We start from the raw sequence: 17,751 nt of genomic DNA, 5'->3' as shown, positions 1-17,751 counted from the left end.
AAGGCAGGTAAAACGTGGTTGCCTTTTCGACCGCGACCTTTTGGATTCCGCCTTCTGCGCCGCGCTCTGGGCGGAAGCTTCCATCGACGCCGAAAAGCCGCAAAACCGAATTTCGAAACTGAAGCCATTTTGTTGCTTCGCGTTTCGATCTTCCTGTTTTCTTTACCCGTGCTTGCATCGAGTCCGGCTCCTGTTCGCTGCCGTCATCAAAAGTGTAGCATCATTCCTTTGCTTTTTCAGATTTTATTCAGAGAACCTTCCGGCTATTTCGCAATTTCGTCGATCAGCCGCGTCTCGAGAAGCTGGCCATTCTGGTACAGCACCGGGTAAGCAATAGATGCGATATGGCTGTTGAACTCCCGGAACGCCCGCAACGTCTCAAGATGAATATCACTGGTTTCGAAGCTTTCCCGTGACCCGTGCTGCAATCGGCGCAGATGTCGTTTACGGCTTTCACGTTCCACCCGTTTGATTTCGGTCTTCTCAAGGCTCAGCAGGCGCGCGCTTTCCAGATCGTCCGAGATAAGCACGTTTGATGCCAGCTTCATGTTGGCCAGAATGCCCTCGTGCATCTGAACAAGTTCCGACCAGCCTTCCTGCGAAAAGCTCGAGCCTTTGGCCCGCATTTCACCCGCCAACACGGTCAAGCGTTTGGCCACGACATCACCGGCCGTCTCCAGCCGGATAGCGAATTCCATAAGGTCGCGCGCGGATTTTTCATCCTTTTTTTCGTATACATCCGGTGGAATCGCCGAAACGAATGCCCTGATCCCGGACAGGCAATTGTTCACGTCCTCGTCGATGGCTTGCACCGCTCGAATCTGTTGTTTGTCGCCACTGCGATACAATTCCAGACAAGGCCGGAACATGGTTTCGACAAGGTCGCTCATCCGCAGCAGTTCACGCTTGAGACTTGGCAGGGCCTGGCTGGGATTGGCCACATTGCCTATGTCCAATGCGCTGGCCGGTCGTGCCGGTTGCGGAACCAGTTCTTTCTTCTGATCCGGCAAGAACCTTTCGAACAGATCTTTCAACTTCCCGCAAAATGGCAAGGCCAGAAGCAGCAGTGACAGGTTGAACAAAACATGCACATTGACCAGCATCTGCCCGCCTTGCGGGTCTCCTAACAACCCGGTCCGCAGAGCCATGTTGGCCGCAAACAAACTCAGCAAGGCCCAACTGCCACGCAATGCCAGGTTGGCATAGGGAATGCGCCGGGCCTGGACTGGCATGGCACGGGTGAGCCAGACCGGAATGAAGGCAGAGCCGAAATTCGCGCCAAATACCAAAGACATCCCGGCGGCAAACGGGATCGCTCCGATCTGAACAAGGGTCACACACATGAGGATGGCCGCCACCGAGGAATGCATGATGAAAGCCAAGGCGCCCCCGACCAAAAACGCGGTGATGTAATCGCGCGCCAGATAATCCGCCACCGCGGGCAGAAACGCGCTGTCCCGAATGGGATCCATCGCCTCGCGAAGGAACCGAAGCGAGATCAGGATAAAGGCCACGCCCATCAGGATGCGCCCCATTTGCCGGGTTTTTTTGGAGTCGGTCTTTACGAACAGATACCCCCCAACCGCCAACAGCATCGGAACAAGCCAGTCCAGCCGGAACGAAAGAATCTGGATGATCAGCGCCGACCCCAGATCGCCGCCAAGTACAATCGCAAGGCCGGCAGGAAAACTGAGCATTCCACTGGCCGCAAACCCCGAGGTCAACAGAGCAACGGCCGCCGAGCTTTGCAGCACGACCGCCATCGTCAACCCGACCACCGAGGCCTGAAGGTAGCTGCGTTGTTGGGTCATTACCCGCTGGAACGACGCCCCATAGCTGCGCTCGATCCCGGTTCGCACCATACGAACCGCGTAAAGCAGCAGCATCGTCGCCCCGGCAAGGCTGATAAGGAAGCTGACAATTGCCATACTCTACCCCGTTATTCTTTTTGGCCCAGCTTGTCGCGGCGCATTGTATTATTCATGTTACCGGCCGCGATTGGGAAGGGATACATCCCATTTTGGCCTACAAGGCGTAAACTCCTGTGTGCTTCACCGCAAGCACTTGACCGCGCTCTGACGGAACATCCGTCACCTACGAACTTGGCCAAGGGCGCCCGGAAGGGCGCGGCCCCTGATCCTCTATTGTGACACGAGATCGGTAAGGGGCGTCAACTCTCGGCCTTGATTGCAGCAATTACGATGTCGATTGCGCGGTCCAACTCCAAACGCGGGATCGTTAGCGGCGGAGACAACGTCAGAACGCACCCCTGACTGATCTTATAGCTCAGACCGGCCTCGAGGCAGGCATAGTAGATCCGTTCGGCGCACGCGTTCCCCGGCGTTTTGTCGGCGCGATCATCGACGATTTCGATCCCGAACATCAGGCCCCTTCCCCGGATGTCTCCGACAATCGGAACGTTCTGAAGTTCATCCATCAAGCGACCAATGGCATGTTCACCCAGTTCGGCTGACCGGTGAACCAGGCCTTCGTCTTCGATGATCTGGATCGTCGTCAAAGCGGCCCGGGCGGTGACCGGGTTCTTTTCGTGCGTGTAATGCCCGATGGCAAAATCTCCGCAGACATCCAGCTGTTTGCGGGCGACACAGGCGGCAATAGGCAGGATGCCGCCGCCAAGCGCCTTCCCAAGTGTCACGATGTCCGGGATGATCTCGTCATGTTCAAAGGCGAACATCCTGCCCGTCTTGCCAAGACCCGTCGGGATTTCATCCATGATCAACAGCGCCCCGTGACGGTTGCATGCCTCGCGCACCGTCTTCCAGAACCCCGGCGGAGGGACATAGGGCACGGCGCGCATCGGTTCCGCAATGACCGCCGCCACATCTCCTTCGCGCTCGAGGACATATTCCACCATATTCGCACAGGCCAGCCCGCAGGTTTCGGGGCCCGCATGATTGTACGGACATCGATAGCAGGCAAAGGGGGCTACATGTTCGGTGCCGGACAAAAGGGGCCCCGCAATGTGACTGCGAAAGGTCGCCTCTCCGCCGACACTTGCAGCGCCGAACCCCGCGCCATGGAAAGCATCCCAGAAGCTGATCGTTTTGAACCGACCCGTAGCGGCGCGCGCGATCCTGAGGGCAACCTCGTTGGCGTCAGAGCCGCCGGTGGTAAAGAGCATTTTGCCCAGATCACCAGGCACGATCTCTGCCAGTTTTTCAGCCAGCTCCACCGCCGGATCATTGGTGAAGCGGCGGGGCGCAAAGGGCAGATCGTCAAGCTGTGCCTTTATGGCGGCTACCAAGCGGGGATGGCCATACCCGATGTGGTGCACCGAGTTGCCGTGGAAATCCATGTACCGCCGGCCCTCGATGTCTTCGATCCAGAGCCCTTCGGCCTTTGCAATGGTGCTGACGCAGGGTGAAGACAAAGATTGATGCAGGAACACGTTCGCATCGCGTTTGAGCAATGGCGATGATTTCGGCCCCATCGATTTTTGCAGCCACGCCTTGCGCGCCTCGGACGTGTTTGATTCCCCTTCAGTGTGGACAATTTGTGGCATCGCCGCTCCTCTTTGCCGTCATCAAAAGATGCGGACCCCGCAAGGCCCGCCAGTACCAGGGAGGAACTGTGTTGCCCTTTCCGCAAAAGGGGTAAGGGCAACAGACTCAGTTAGGCCACGGCAGCGAATAGGTTTTGACGTTGGTGAAAAACTTCATCGCTTCGATGACGCCTTCCTTCACCCCGTTTCCACTGTCCTTGATGCCGCCAAAGGGCGACATTTCAATGCGGTAACCCGGCTGTTCCCAGATGTTGCAGGTGCCGACGTTCAACCCGTTGATGAAGGCAATCGCCCGGTTCAGATCGTTTGTGCAGACACCCGAAGACAGGCCGAACTCGGTTCCGTTGGAAATTGCCATCACTTCTTCGTCGTTGTCCGGCACGCGAACGATCGGCACGATGGGTCCAAAGGTTTCCTCCATCACCAGCTCGCTGTCATGGGGCACCTTGTCGACCACGATAGGCGGCAGCAGCGCACCCTGGCGACCGGGGTGGTACAGAATTTCAGCACCTTCTTTTTCCGCCTGAAAAACGCGGTTTTCAAAAACCTCGGCGGCCTTGTCATGGATCACGCATCCAAGTTCGGTTTCCGGGTCTTGAGGATCGCCGAACTTGATCTTCCTGGCCTTCTCAAGAACCAGAGGCACGAATGTATCGGCCACGCTTTCCTGCACGAGAATGCGCTTGACCGCCGTGCAACGCTGGCCGGAATTTCCGGTAGCCCCCGCCACCGCAATGGCTGCCGCCTTGTCCAGATCGGCCTCACTCAGGTCATTCAGTACGATCAGAGGGTCGTTGCCGCCAAGTTCCAGCGCCTGACGCTTGTAGACGCCCTTTTCGGCGATCATCTTGCCCACGGGCACACCGCCGGTGAAGGTGATGATATCGATGTGTTCATTGGTGATCATCTCGTCGCCAATGTCGGCGGGCCAACCTGTCACGACCTGGAACATCTCGGGCGGCAAGCCGGCCTCATAGAGTATGTCAGCCAGTGTCAATGCGGTCAGCGGCGTCAGCTCGGTCGGTTTGCAAACCATGCAATTGTTGGTGGCAATCGACGGCGCGATCTTGTGGCTGACCATGTTCAGCGGGTGATTGAACGGCGTGATTGCGCTGATTGCTTTAACCGGCTCTCGGGTGGTGAAAATCTTGCGGGCCTTGCCGTTGTGGGTCAGGTCGCAGGAGAAGATCTCACCATCATCCTTCAATGCCTCGGCCGCCGCGAATTGATACACGTCCTGCGCGCGCTTGGTTTCGTAGATCGCATGCTGGTGACAGATCCCCAACTCCAGCGTCAGCCATTTCGCAAGATAATCGCGTTTTTCGCCGATCAACTCGCCCGCCCGTTGCAGGATCTGGCTGCGCTCGTATCGGGTCAGCTTGGGTTTGAAATTCGCCGCAATCTCGAACGCCCGGCGCGCATGTTCGGCTGTACCGGCTGGTACGTGACCCACAACCTCGTTTGTGTACGGGTAGAGAACGGGAACGGTGTCGTCGGTAAAGACAATCTCGCCACCGATCCGCATTCCCTCGTTGCGTACTTCGATTTTCGACATGGTCTGATCTTTCATAGCTTACTGTGCCGCCGCTGTTGTTGCGTAGAAGAAGGCATCGAAATTGCGCAGCACGGGTTGGTTTGGCAGGTCGATGACACGGTTCACGATGAAGGGAACTTCCTGCTCGGTCAAACCACCATGGCTGCGCAATGGTTCTTTGAGTGCTGCCAGATCGTGGCGATGCTCGGACGTGCCGATGCAGATGTTTTCACCGGAAACCATCACGATGTCGCCAATGCGGTCGCCCGGCAATTCGAATTGCTCGATCGCCTCGGCCTTGGTCAGCACATGGGTGATGCCGCTGGTCGCCTTGAGCTTGCTGATTATGTCGTCCCGGTCTGCTCCGTCAGGCAAATAGGCGGTTGCAAAAGACCCCAACGCGCCATGATGCACAACGTATGGGTCGGTAATCGGAAGAATGACCCGCGCCGCATCCTTGCCCAACCATTCGTCCATCAGGTCCTGCACGTACACCACCGAGGGGGATCCATCCGCCAAATGCTTGGGCTTCATGCCGTGATCCGCGGTCACCACGATGGCCGCACCCAGTTCATCCAGTTCGCCCAGATACCGGTCGAACATGGCATAGAAATCGAGAGCGCCTTTTTGATCGGGTGCAAACTTGTGCTGGATATAGTCGGTGGTCGACAAATACATCACGTCGGGCTTGAACTCTTTCAGCAGCTTGACGCCAGCGGCAAAGACAAATTCGGAAAGTTCTGCCGAGTAGACCTCGGGGACGTCCATGCCCAGCCATTTGCTGGCGTTGTCGATGCCATGTTCCGCCAGCGTCGTTTCACCCGACCGTTCGGAAGAAAACGCAACCGCCCTGCCCTCGTCAAATTTTAGCCCGGCCCCCAACAGCGCGCGCAGCTTGTCCTTGGCGGTTACCATCGCCACGCGGAAACCCGCGTCGTAGAATTGGGAAAAAATGGTCGGCGCACGCAGGAAGCGGACATCATTCATCATCACTTCCTCGCCGCTGTCAGGGTCGATGAGGTAGTTGCCGCAGATGCCATGCACGATCGGAGGGCGCCCGGTGGCAATCGAAAGATTGTTGGGGTTGGTGAAGGACGGGATAACGGAATGGGCCAGTCGGTCCGTACCCTCTTCGCGTATCCGCTTGAGATTGGGCATCAGCCCTTTCGCAATCGCGACATCAAGGTATTCGGGCTCGCATCCATCAAGGCAGATGGCAATAGCAGGCACCTTCGGCGTCGGATAGACGCGCTCATTTGCTTCGACGGGGGTTTGAATGGTCATCTGTATTTTCCTTGATGTTTAAGCGGCCAGCTTGGCGCGTTCTTCCAGTGCCCGAAGAGGAGGAGCGGCGTTTGTCACGCCCATTTCTTCCAGGGATTCCTTTGCTGCGCGCACGACATTGCGCATGACGTCTTCGTCCATCTGACCGATGCATCCGACGCGGAAACTGTCGACGACGGTCAGCTTGCCCGGGTAGATAATGAACCCTTTGTCCTTCATCAGGTTGTAGAACCGATCGAATACGAATTTCTCATCGGCGGGGCAGAAGAACGTGACGATGATCGGGCTGAGCCAACGATTGTCCAGCAGCGTTTCGAAACCCAGTTCACGCATACCTGCAACCATGACGTCCCGGTTGCGGGTGTAACGTGCACCGCGGCCGGCAACACCGCCTTCAGCGGCATGCGCCCGAAGCGCTTCGATAAAGGCGGCGACCACGTGCGTCGGCGGGGTAAAACGCCACTGACCGGTCTTGTTCATGTGCGCCCATTGGGCGTGCACATCCAGAGACAGGGAATGACTGTTGCCCTTTGCGGCTTCCAGCTCGTTCTTGCGCGCCACAATGAAGCCAAATCCGGGAACGCCCTCGATGCACTTGTTGGCCGAAGACACCATGGCTTCATATCGAATATCCGAGGGCCTGAGCTCGATCGCGCCGAAGGCCGACATCGAGTCGATCAACAGCTTGCGGCCGGCTGCATAGGTGGCCTCGGATATTTCCTCGACGGGGTTCAAGATACCCGAGCTGGTTTCGCAGTGAATGGCAACAACATGCGTGATGGCCGGATCATCCGCGAGAATGCGCGCAACCTCGTCGCCCCGTGGCGGCAGGTAATCGCCCTTGTCCAGCACGATATGGTCTCGGCCCAGATACTGTAGCGTTTGCGCAGAACGTTGCCCATAGGCGCCATTGGCCAGTACCAGCGCCTTTCCTTCCGGCGGAATAAACGACGCCAGCATTGCTTCGACCGAGAAGGTGCCGCTGCCCTGCATTGGCACGCAATCGAAGGCGTCGGCGCCGTCACCAAGCAGGCCCAGCAGGCTTGACCGCAGCTCTCTTGTCATGGCGCGAAAGTCGTCGTCCCAGCTGCCCCAGTCCTTCAGCATGGCCTCTTTCACGGCATAGGACGTTGTCAAAGGACCGGGTGTCAAAAGGTATGGTTCGCCGAGGCGCGGTTGCTCGATTTTTGGATGGGATGGCGTCATTACCGGGCTCCAGAACAGCGTTTTCACAAACACCATTGCAGCAACGGTTGCTATATGTGAAATTGCAAATATCAATCTAATTATAAGTGCAGCCTATGCACAAATCATTGGGGACCGGTGATGCGGCACAGCCAGCTCAAAGCCTTTCATTACGTGGCCAAACATGGCGGGTTTTCCCGCGCGGCCGAGGCGCTTTTTCTGACGCAGCCGGCGATTTCCGAACAGGTTCGAAAGCTGGAACAGGATCACGACCTGTTGTTGTTTCAGCGCGAACGAAAACGCGTGAACCTCACCCCCGAAGGCGAACAGCTTTACCGGTTCACAAAGCAGTATTTTGAGATCGAAGATCAGATCGAGGACTACCTTTCGGAAACCAAGGCCGCAATCGACGGGGAATTGCGGATCATCGCTGATTCAGCGCATCACATGACGTCTTTCCTGGGGTCGTTTCAAAAGAAGTACCCCAAAATCACCATCACCGTGCGGTCCGGAAACACCGAAGAAATTCTGGAGGAACTTCGGTCGTACAATGCCGAGATCGGTGTTGTCGGCAGCCTGTCCCCCGGCAAGGACATGGATGTGTTGAACCTGGGGTCCACTGAAATCGTGGCCTTTGCCGCCCAAGGCGTGCTTTTGGCATCCAAACCTTCGCTTTCTTTGGAAGAACTGGCCGATCTGCCGCTGGTTTTCAGAGAGCACGGGTCAAAAACACGTCAGAAACTGGAAGAAGAAGCCGAAAGGCGCGGTATCACGTTGAATCCTGCAATCGTTGCGGAAGGGCGCGAGGCCGTTCGCGAGCTTGTGGCCTCGGGCGCAGGCATCGGATTTGTCTCTCAGGCAGAGTATGGGCATGATGATCGGTTGCGACAAATCAAGCTCAAGGACGTGAAGTTGCAAATGGGTGAAAGCATGATTTCGCTGTCGCAACGGCGCAACGTAAAGATCATCCGAGCCTTCATGGACTTCGCCCAGCGCGCGCTGGAAGAAAAAAGCCCCCCCGCCGATACCTGATCGGCGGGGGCAGCGTTCCTTTGACTACCGGCTTCGCCAAGCCTGAGTGCGCTTGAGAATGCCTTTTGAAGCAATCAGGTGAACGATCCGGGCAACCGCGTTGGTGTAAAAGATCATCATGCCCATCGCCGCCGCAGGCGCGATATCCCCGGCATCATCCATGTTCAGCACCGCGATGGACGCAAGCGTCGTTTTGGGAGAGTAAAGAAACACCACTGCCGACACGGTCGTCATCGCATTGACGAACAGATAGATTGAGATGTCCAACACCGCCGGCAGACAAACCGGAACCGTTACCCGTGCGAACAGCTTCATTGTCGGCTGTTTGAGCGAGGCAGACACTGACTCAAATTCTCTGTCCATTTGCTTGAGCGCGGTGACGGCCGTCAGGTGCGATACGGTGTAGAAATGCGTCACAGTGCAAATCACCAAAATCGCCATCGTGCCGTAAATCCCGTTCAGCGGATTGGACGGGTTGTTGAAGAAGAAGATGTAAGACAGCCCCAATACCATGCCTGGGATCGCCATGGGCAGCATCGCGAACATCTGGAAAATCGACCGGCCGGTTCTGAACCCGTTTGATTTTTCCACCAGATAGGCCCCGAAGAACACAACCGTCGTGCCGATGACTGCCGTCAGCAACGCCAGTTTGATCGAGTTGAAATACGACCCCCAGCCGCCGCCGTCCATTCTGTTGAACTGATAGTTCTTGAGGCTCAGACTCAGGTCGTAGGGCCAGAACTTGATCAGCGCCGCAAACTGACACACAGCCAGAAGACCAACGATGAACAGGCCGATCAGGCTGCAATAGATCAGGAATATGCGGTCAGCTTTCGGGTTTGGCGTCGCCTGATATGGCACGGAACGCGCCGAAAGCAGCGCAACCTGCTTGGACTGAACCATCCGGTCGATGGCAAAAGCCAGAATGGCCGGGATGACCAGAACCACAGAGACCACGGCGCCCATTTCAAAATTCTGCTGGCCGATCACCTGTTTGTAGATATCCACCGCAAGCACGTTGAATTGACCACCGATAACCTTCGGCAATCCGAAATCGGTGATCACCAGGTTGAACACGACAAAGGCCGCCGAGATCAGGCCATAGCGGGCCCCGGGGATGGTCACGGTCCAGAAGGTCCGCCATGGCGTCGACCGCAAGCTGGCCGCAGCTTCATACAGGCGCGCGTCAGATATCGCGAGCGCGGTCGATATGATCAGAAACGCGTGCGGAAAGGTAAAGAAAACCGATCCGATCACGATGCCTATGGGACCGTAAATGCTGGCACCGAACAGCAACTCCTTGATCATGCCCTGATTGCCGAACAGGTAGACCAACGCGATGCCCGGCAAAAGCGACGGAACCAGGATCGGTGCCATCGCAATGAGGCGAAAAACACCCTTGAACCGCATGCAGCTTCGGTTCAGCGCATAGGCGAACCAAAACGCCAGTGTCACCGTCACAATGGTGCTTACAACCGAGATCCAAAGCGAGTTCTTGATCGAATTGAACAATGCCGGTGTCGAGAAGTAGTTGATGAAATTGTCCAGCCCTCGCGACTGGACCGGCCGCATTTGCACCCTGCGGAACGTGTTGGAATCAAGCTCGACCCAATCGGTGCCTTCATTCAATGTCGATCCGACCAGAAAGCGCCCGGTATCCGTCGTATTGCGGATCTTGTACATCACCGGGCTGCGAAAGCTGAAATCAGGAAAGAGTCCGGTCACCGGCAAGCGCCCGTCCGAACCCGTCACCAGATCAGAGTCGGAATAGACCCCCAATTGCCTGTTCAACTCGTCTGCCGACAGGATCGTTCCGTCGAAGACGCCTGCGTCGTCACTTACCTGAAACTCGTACTGGGACAGCTCGACCCGATAGGTCGAAAACGACTTGGACAGCATCGTGTAAAGCGGCAACGCCAATGTCACGACCAGATACAGCGCGATCACCATCATGCTGCCGCGCATCAGGATATCATCTCGGCTGAGCTTGGGCTTGATGTCCGGCCCGACAGGCAGGCTGTCCTGATTGGTAGAAACCGAGCTCATGCCTTGGCCTCCGGCACTTCAAACGCCATAAGGCGGTTCTCAGGAAGCTCAATCACCACGCTGCGCCCCTCTTCCAGTTCCAGACGACGCACAGCATTGATCGAGAAATCCGCGATCAGTTCCGATGATCCGAACTTCTCGTTGTTCAAGCGGCAGCGCCAGAACGAACCCAGGAACTCCATCTCATCCAGCGTCACCTCTATGCAGTTCCGATTGCCGCCCGTGTCGAGATAACCAGCTTCATGAGGGATGATGTCTTCGGGTCGAATGGCCGCGATGATCGGGGTTCCATCGTTGAACTTGTGGCTGAGGCAGGCAAAGGTCTTTTCCCCGACGCTCAAACGTCCGCCTTTGGTGACCTGTGACCGGATCTGGTTCATTTCACCGATAAAGTCGGCAACGAACAGATTGGCCGGTTCCCGGTAGATTTCGGTAGGGGGCCCCACCTGTTCGATCACACCATGGTTCATGACCACGATCCGGTCTGCCATGGCCAGCGCTTCTTCCTGATCGTGGGTCACCATCACGGTGGTCACACCCAGCTTGCGCTGCAACTCCTTGATCTCGTGCCGCAGATGAACACGCACTTTGGCGTCCAGCGCCGACAGGGGTTCGTCCAGCAGCAAAAGTCCGGGGTTGGTCGCGATGGCACGCGCCAGCGCAATCCGCTGCTGCTGACCACCTGACAATTGCGCCGGATATTTCTTGCCCTGATCCGGCAGACCAACCAGGGTCAAGAGTTCGTTTACGCGAACAGCGATATCCGATTTGCTGCGGCCGGTGTTTTCAAGGCCAAAAGCGATGTTCTTTTCAATGGTCAGGTTTGGGAACAACGCGTAGGACTGAAACACGATCCCGAAATCACGCTCGGACGGGGGCAGATTGGACACGTCCTTGGCATCCTGCATGACCGTACCCTTGGTCTGCAAATCCAATCCGGCGATTGCCCGCAAAAGAGTGGTCTTGCCGCACCCGGACGGGCCGAGGAAACAGACAAACTCGCCCTCGTTGATTTCCAAAGAGATGTCCTTGAGCGCCAGAAAGTTTCCGAACGCTTTCCACAAATTTTGGATGCTGAGATACAGTTCACCGGGTGGTGTTTTCTGAAGCACGGGAGAAGTCCTCACATCTGCACCTCGGGCGCGGCCGGTCCTGGCCGGTTGAAACCGGGTGAGTAAGTTGTTTTTCGGGGAACAAGAGACTGGTGCGCAGGAGAGGCACGAAAGCCTCTCCTGCCAATGGGGTTACTTCGCTTCCGACTTTCCGTCATAGCGAGACTGCCATTCCTTCAGGATTGCCGCGCGATTGTTGGCGGCAAACTCAAAATCATTTTCGATCATTGCATCCAGAAGACCCTCTGGGAAGTGCTCAACCGGTTTTGCAACGCCCGGATAGGCGACAACTGCATAGCCGGTGTTGTACATCTCGTTGGCTTCCTTGGTGACGGTGAAATCCACCAGCTTTTGCGCGGCCTCCAAATTGGCGGTGCCAGCAACAATTGCGGTGGCTTCCATGTCCCAGCCGACGCCCTCAGAAGGCACGATGATCTCAAGCGGCGCGCCGTCAGCTTTGGACTTTGCCCCGCGGAACGCAAAAGAAATGCCGATCGGGATTTCGCCTGCTGCGGCCAGTTTGCAGGGTTTTGAACCTGAATGGGTGTAACGCGCGATGTTCTCGTGCAGCGCATCCATGTATTCCCAACCACCTTCTTCACCGAACATCTGCAACCAGCTGGACACATCAAGGAAACCGGTGCCCGATGAGTTCGGATTGGGCATGATCACCTGATCTTTGTACATCGGATCGGTGAGATCCTTCCAGGATGTCGGCGGGGTCAACCCGGCCTTTTCGGCCTCGACGGTATTGTAGCAGACGGATGCAACCCAGGCGTCCATGCCGACCCAGGCAGGGGGGTTGTCGCCATCAACAAATTTTTTGTCCAGCTTTTCCACACCGGCCGGCGCATAAGGCTCCAGCATACCTTCTGATTTCAGCAGCAGCAGCGACGTGGCGGCCAGGCCCCAAACAACGTCGGCCTGCGGATTATCACGTTCTGCCAGCAATTTCGCCGTAATGATCCCGGTCGAGTCGCGAACCCAATTGATCTTGATATCAGGATGGCTTTGATTGAACGTCTCGGCATACCGGGCCAAGTCTTCCGCCTCGACTGCGGTATAAACTGTCAATTCCGTTTCCGATGCCGCCGCCGTCGCCGTCAGCGCACCGATAGTCAGAGCTGCGAGAAGTGATGCTTTGTGTTTCATTGTGATCCTCTGTTGGTAGTAATGTTATTTTCGCCATTCTTGCGCGGCGTTCGAACTCGATTATTGTGCACCGATTGTTTGACAGCAGTTTGACAGATAAAAATGCCAATAAAAATCGATTATATCTTCGATGTCATAAGCATTTCCTATAGATGAAATCCGCCCGCCCCAGCAGATCGGTGCGGAACGGGACCATGACGATCAACAGATCAACAGGGCATGTCAAAGGTTCTGAATTCTTCAGACTTTCCCTGCGGCGGCACAAAAACGCTCAACGTGTCATCGCAAGGAGTCCGATCCCGATCGCGACAATGGTCGCTGCAAGAAGCCTGTTGGATTTCGGTCCTTCGCCGAACCACATCACACCAATAAGCGACGCAAAGATAACCGAACTTTCCCTAAGGGCGGATACAACGCCCAAGGGCGCGACCGTCTTGGCATACAGCACCAACCCATACGCCAGGCCAGAGATGACGCCGCCTGTCAGACCTGCCCAGACATAACGCCTGGGCAGCGCGACGACACGCTGCCATCTGGTCGCGAAGATAAACCCGGCAACAAAAATTTCGGCAACGAACAGTGCCGCAATGTATCCCAGTATGTTCCCGGACAGCCGGATACCAATGCCGTCCACAATCGAATAGGACGCTATCATCAGACCCGTGCCAAACGCCGCCGCCACGGCGACCCAGCTTGTGTTTCGGCCCAGCCCGACCAGGGACAGGCACCCAATCCCAGCCGAGATGCAGACAATGCCGACCGACGCGATCGGCGGCAGAAACTCACCCGCGAAAAGAATGGCACCCACCGTGACCAGGATTGGTGTCATCCCGCGTGAGATCGGGTACACCACCGACAGATCTCCATGTTTGTACGCGGTGTTGAGAAACCAATAGTACCCCCAGTGGATCAGGGTCGAGCCGATGATGAAGGGGAACGCCGCCCAAACCGGCAAGCCGATAAAAGGCAACGCAATCAGCGCAGGTACGGCGTGGCCAAGCGCCACCAACCCCAAAACAACCGCTTTGTCGGGCGCGCCTTTGACAACCGCATTCCAGAGCGCGTGCAACACGGCTGCGGTCAATACGATGAGAACTGCCTGTAACGTCATTGTGGCCCGACGATATGAGCTGAATATTTGACTTGCGTCACAATTCGGCTTTCAGAGCGCTTGTTTGCGCGCACACACAGCGGCTCGACCAAAGCTAAACCTGCATCGCGGCGGCAACGGTTTAGGGGGCTCAATCCCGCTGGGCAATGCAACCCAGGCGAGGGGCGGATCAGGTTGGTCATCGCGGGTTGGTTGCACAACTGACAATTCAGACCAGCCGCATGCCATATGGTGCCACGGCTTGGTTGCCCCTGCTTAATAAGCACCACATCACGATGCAACTTTCCGGTCAGATGATACGCAACCGTGCAGCCAATGATGATGCCTCCGACAATGACATGCTGCGCTGTGCGGAAGTTTGGTGTCAGCCATTGGGTCGCTCCGTACTCAGGGATTCGGATTTCCCTTCAACCTATTTGTACTTTGCAAATTTTGGCAATTTTTTTCCTGTTGTTGCGTCATGCGATCACAATATCCACGGGCTGGCTTTGCAGCGCGCCAGCTATGCTGTTGGGCAACTCCTCATCCACCACCAGAGTCGCTTTCACCGGCAGAGGTTTCATCACGATCGGACCAACCATGTTGAACTTGCTGCTATCAGCCAGGATCAGCGGCCGCTGCGCCCGCTGCATCATCATATGACGCAAGTTGGCGCCTTCCAGCGAGAAATCGGTAAACAGTGCCCGAGAGCTCACACCGCCGACCCCGATCGATGCATATTCCGCATTGTATCGCGACAGGTGGTCGAGCGTGTCCAAACCCAATGTGGCATTCTCTGAAAAATCCAGCCGCCCGCCCAGCAGCGTGACTTCGGCGACCGCCGAAGCCAACACGGATGCAATCGTCAAATCATTGGTATATATGGTAAGATTTTGTCGCACAGTAGCCAGAGCCTGCGCCGCCGCCACTGTCGTTGACCCGCTGTCGATTATCACGCTGGCCCCGTCCGGGATCACGCTTGCCACATAGGCTCCAATCCGTTCCTTGCCTTTCGGGTTGGTTTGAGCCCGGTCGGCCATCGGAGGTTCCCGCCTGCGGATACTGGTCGCGCCGCCCCGCACCTGATGAAGCTTGTTCTCCAGTGCCAACTGTTCAATATCCTTGCGCACGGTTTCCCGTGACACACCAAGCCGTTCCGTCAGCGAACGGATCGAGACCGCTGGCTGGCGCGAGACTTCTTCCAGTATGATGGCGTGGCGTTCGGGTGCGAGCATTGGCCGGCCCTTTGGTTTTGGACTGCACGAATATGCCAAAATTTGCAAACATGGTACAGCCCAAACACCCAATCAGGCATGCGTTGCCATGGCGCAGCGGTGACGCCCTCACACCAATGGTCCAGAGCGGTCAATGGACCCTGCCACCGGGCACGCAGTGACTACGCCGGGTAGATTGGGAACGATTTGCACAACGCTGCGACCGAGGCTTTGCAGCGCAGAATTGTCGCGTCGGTATCACCCGCGGCCTCAGCTTCGATCAAATCCGCAATCACGTTTGCCAACTGGTCGAACTCGGCCTCTTTCATTCCGCGGGTCGTTGCCGCGCTCACGCCCAGGCGCAATCCAACCCATTCTGGCGGTCGCGTGCTGTCATTGGGGATCGCGTTTTTGTTGGTCGTGATATTGGCCTTCTCCAGAACGACCTCGGCACGTTTGCCTGTGATACCCTTGGGGCTGAGATCCACGAGCACCAGATGCGTGTCAGTACCACCGGACACGATACGCAACCCCCGGGACTGCAAGGTTTCCGCGAGTTTGGCGGCGTTGGCTTTGACCTGCGCTCCGTAGTCCTTGAATTCATCCGTAAGCGCTTCGGCAAGGCAAACCGCTTTGGCCGCCAGAATCTGGCTGTGGATCGAACCCTGAACGCCGGGGAAAACCGCAGATTGCAGCCTCTTGAACCAGTCCTCGTTGTTGGTGAGGATCACCCCGCCACGAGGACCACGCAGTGTTTTTGTCGTGGTGCACGTCACAATGTCCGCATGCGGAAAAGGCGAAGGATGCACGCCCGCGGCGACCAGCCCGGCAATATGGGCCATGTCCACGTGAAAATGCGCACCGACCTTCCTGGCGATTTGCCCCATGCGCCCGAAGTCGATTTCCCGTGGATAGGCAGACCCACCCGCGATCAGCAGCTTTGGCCGGATTTCCTCGGCCAGTTTTTCCAGCGCATCGCAGTCAATGACCTCGGATTCGGCGTCGACACCATAATGATGCGGTTCGAACCAGCGACCCGACAGGTTGGCCTTCAGGCCGTGACTCAGATGACCGCCGGCGGCCAGATCCAGCGACAAGACCCTGTCACCAGGCTTGAGCAGCAGAAAGAAAACAGCAAGGTTCGCCTGGCTGCCGGAATGGGGCTGAACATTGGCATAGTCGCACCCGAACAGTTCCTTGGCGCGGTCGATTGCCGCCTGCTCGACGACGTCGACAAACTGACCGCCGCCGTGGAACCGGTTTCCCGGATACCCTTCAAGCGTCTTGTTGGTCATCTCATGCCCGAGAGCATCCAGCACCGCGCGGCTGACGATATTTTCGGACGCGATCAGCTCAATTTGATCCTGCTGGCGCTTTTTCTCGTTTGCAAGAGCTTCTGCGACGACGGGGTCGGTCATCCTGACTGGGTTTTCAAAGTGCCGCGACATCCGGGCTCCTCCGATGCGATTGCGTTTTTTCCAAAATTCCAGAGTTCCACTGGCCGAAGCAAATCAGTATTGCTATTTATTTGCCGCAGAAAAACTAAGGCTTAAATGGATGTCACTTTCCCCTCGTCGCCCGAAAGGCCCACATCTCAATGCTTTACGAGCATTTGAAGCGGCGGCTCGGCTTGGAAGCTTTGCCGCTGCGGCAGACGAGCTATCCGTTACTCCGGGCGCGATAACTCAGCACGTCAAGGCCCTTGAAGCCTGGGCCGGCACCCAACTTTTTGTCCGAAATGCCCGCGGGGTCGAGATGACGGCGCTTGCCGAAGAGCTTTTGCCCGGGTTCACCCAGGCGTTTGATCAATTGGGAATGGCCGTGCAGGAACTTCGAACCAAGGCCCTGCCGCGCAAGGTCAAGGTCGCCGCGCTGCCGTCGATCGCGCAATTGTGGCTGGCGCCCAGACTTGGAACGCTCAGGCAAATTGCCCCGGATTTGTCCGTGTCTGTTGTGGCCCTTGAAACGCCGCCAAACCTTACGCGTGAACCATTTGACATGACTTTGTTCTTTTCCGGTGAACCGATCGGAATCAAAGAAATCAAAATAGCCGAAGATGTGATTTTCCCGGTTTGCGCGCCCTCGGTCGCGGACAGATTGAAATCTGTTTCAGATCTTTCGCAGGAAACCCTTCTCCATGACGGGGCATGGGCAAATGATTGGGACAATTGGCTGAACAGCCAACCAGATGGCGCACGTGTACCGAAGACGGGAACCGTGCACTCGTTGTATTCCGTCGCGCTGGAAGAGGCGCGTCATGGCGGTGGCGTGTTGATGGCGCACGAAGTTCTGGTTCAGAACTTGCTGGACAATGGCGATCTGGTTCGCCCGTTTTCGGCCTCGTTGAAGCTTCCTCGCGCAATGGTGGCCAAATTCACACCCTCTTTCAGCAGATCCCCCGCCTTCAAAGAGTTCAGATCGTTTTTGCTGAACGCAAACTGAAAAGCGGTGCCCGCAAAACGGGGTATTCGCGCCGATCAGGCCCGCCTTCCCCTGACAGTCTCGGCTGGCCAGTTTTAGCGACGGATCCTTCGGGAAATACCATCAAATCCGTGAAGCTTCACATACTTAAGTCGTGG

The 17,751-nt window shown here is 56.7% G+C and carries 14 protein-coding genes; 2 read left to right on the top strand and 12 right to left on the bottom strand.

Translation table 11 applies throughout. The features are described 5' to 3' along the window. Nucleotides 1-263 precede the first annotated feature (263 nt). From GS620_RS07475 to GS620_RS07455, 5 genes are all read right to left on the bottom strand, one after another. Nucleotides 264-1,928, bottom strand: coding sequence for a Na/Pi cotransporter family protein (locus GS620_RS07475; RefSeq protein WP_171614959.1), 1,665 nt, complete (start codon nt 1,926-1,928; stop codon nt 264-266). 242 nt (nt 1,929-2,170) lie between these two features. Then, nucleotides 2,171-3,523 carry an aspartate aminotransferase family protein gene (locus tag GS620_RS07470; RefSeq protein WP_171614957.1) on the bottom strand — a complete coding sequence of 451 codons (1,353 nt, stop codon included), beginning with the start codon at nt 3,521-3,523 and terminating at the stop codon, nt 2,171-2,173. Between the two features lie 106 nt (nt 3,524-3,629). Continuing rightward, nucleotides 3,630-5,078 carry a phosphonoacetaldehyde dehydrogenase gene (gene phnY, locus GS620_RS07465; RefSeq protein WP_171118373.1) on the bottom strand — a complete coding sequence of 483 codons (1,449 nt, stop codon included), beginning with the start codon at nt 5,076-5,078 and terminating at the stop codon, nt 3,630-3,632. A gap of 18 nt (nt 5,079-5,096) precedes the next feature. Next, a complete protein-coding gene (phnA, locus tag GS620_RS07460; protein ID WP_171363226.1) occupies nt 5,097-6,341 on the bottom strand; it encodes a phosphonoacetate hydrolase in 1,245 nt (414 codons plus the stop codon). Nucleotides 6,342-6,359: 18 nt separating this feature from the next. Beyond that, entirely contained in the window at nt 6,360-7,547 is a 1,188-nt protein-coding gene (locus GS620_RS07455) for a 2-aminoethylphosphonate--pyruvate transaminase (protein WP_171614955.1), read from the bottom strand. Nucleotides 7,548-7,667: 120 nt separating this feature from the next. Between GS620_RS07455 and GS620_RS07450 the strand changes: the two genes are divergently transcribed. Next, nucleotides 7,668-8,558, top strand: a complete 891-nt coding sequence (locus GS620_RS07450; protein WP_171118368.1) for a LysR substrate-binding domain-containing protein — start codon at nt 7,668-7,670, stop codon at nt 8,556-8,558. A gap of 24 nt (nt 8,559-8,582) precedes the next feature. Here GS620_RS07450 and GS620_RS07445 read toward each other — a convergent pair whose 3' ends face one another. The 7 genes from GS620_RS07445 to glyA form a co-directional block, all read right to left on the bottom strand. Further along, nucleotides 8,583-10,604: a putative 2-aminoethylphosphonate ABC transporter permease subunit gene (locus GS620_RS07445; protein ID WP_171614953.1), complete on the bottom strand. Its 2,022-nt coding sequence runs from the start codon at nt 10,602-10,604 to the stop codon at nt 8,583-8,585. Continuing rightward, on the bottom strand, nt 10,601-11,716 hold the full coding sequence (locus GS620_RS07440; RefSeq protein WP_371809781.1) for a putative 2-aminoethylphosphonate ABC transporter ATP-binding protein: 1,116 nt from the start codon (nt 11,714-11,716) through the stop codon (nt 10,601-10,603). Before GS620_RS07440 ends, GS620_RS07445 begins: the two co-directional genes overlap by 4 nt. Before the next feature lie 132 nt (nt 11,717-11,848). Next, a complete protein-coding gene (locus GS620_RS07435; RefSeq protein ID WP_171118362.1) occupies nt 11,849-12,868 on the bottom strand; it encodes a putative 2-aminoethylphosphonate ABC transporter substrate-binding protein in 1,020 nt (339 codons plus the stop codon). Nucleotides 12,869-13,139: 271 nt separating this feature from the next. Continuing rightward, nucleotides 13,140-13,979 (bottom strand): EamA family transporter, encoded by an 840-nt coding sequence (locus GS620_RS07430; RefSeq protein ID WP_171118360.1) that lies wholly within the window; start codon nt 13,977-13,979, stop codon nt 13,140-13,142. Continuing rightward, a complete protein-coding gene (locus GS620_RS07425) occupies nt 13,976-14,314 on the bottom strand; it encodes an FAD-dependent oxidoreductase (RefSeq protein WP_371809787.1) in 339 nt (112 codons plus the stop codon). Before GS620_RS07425 ends, GS620_RS07430 begins: the two co-directional genes overlap by 4 nt. Nucleotides 14,315-14,437: 123 nt before the next feature. Next, nucleotides 14,438-15,193 carry a DeoR/GlpR family DNA-binding transcription regulator gene (locus GS620_RS07420; protein ID WP_171614949.1) on the bottom strand — a complete coding sequence of 252 codons (756 nt, stop codon included), beginning with the start codon at nt 15,191-15,193 and terminating at the stop codon, nt 14,438-14,440. A 161-nt stretch (nt 15,194-15,354) separates the two neighbouring features. Further along, nucleotides 15,355-16,620, bottom strand: coding sequence for a serine hydroxymethyltransferase (gene glyA / locus GS620_RS07415; protein WP_171614947.1), 1,266 nt, complete (start codon nt 16,618-16,620; stop codon nt 15,355-15,357). Nucleotides 16,621-16,729: 109 nt separating this feature from the next. Here glyA and GS620_RS07410 point away from each other — a divergent pair, with 109 nt between their 5' ends. Beyond that, the gene (locus tag GS620_RS07410) at nt 16,730-17,614 is read left to right on the top strand and encodes a LysR family transcriptional regulator (protein WP_171614945.1); all 885 of its coding nucleotides are present in this window, start codon (nt 16,730-16,732) and stop codon (nt 17,612-17,614) included. The last annotated feature ends 137 nt before the right edge of the window (nt 17,615-17,751 follow it).

This window comes from Ruegeria sp. HKCCD6428 (assembly GCF_013110595.1).
Lineage (GTDB): Bacteria > Pseudomonadota > Alphaproteobacteria > Rhodobacterales > Rhodobacteraceae > Ruegeria.
This window is presented reverse-complemented; position numbering and strand designations above follow the sequence as displayed.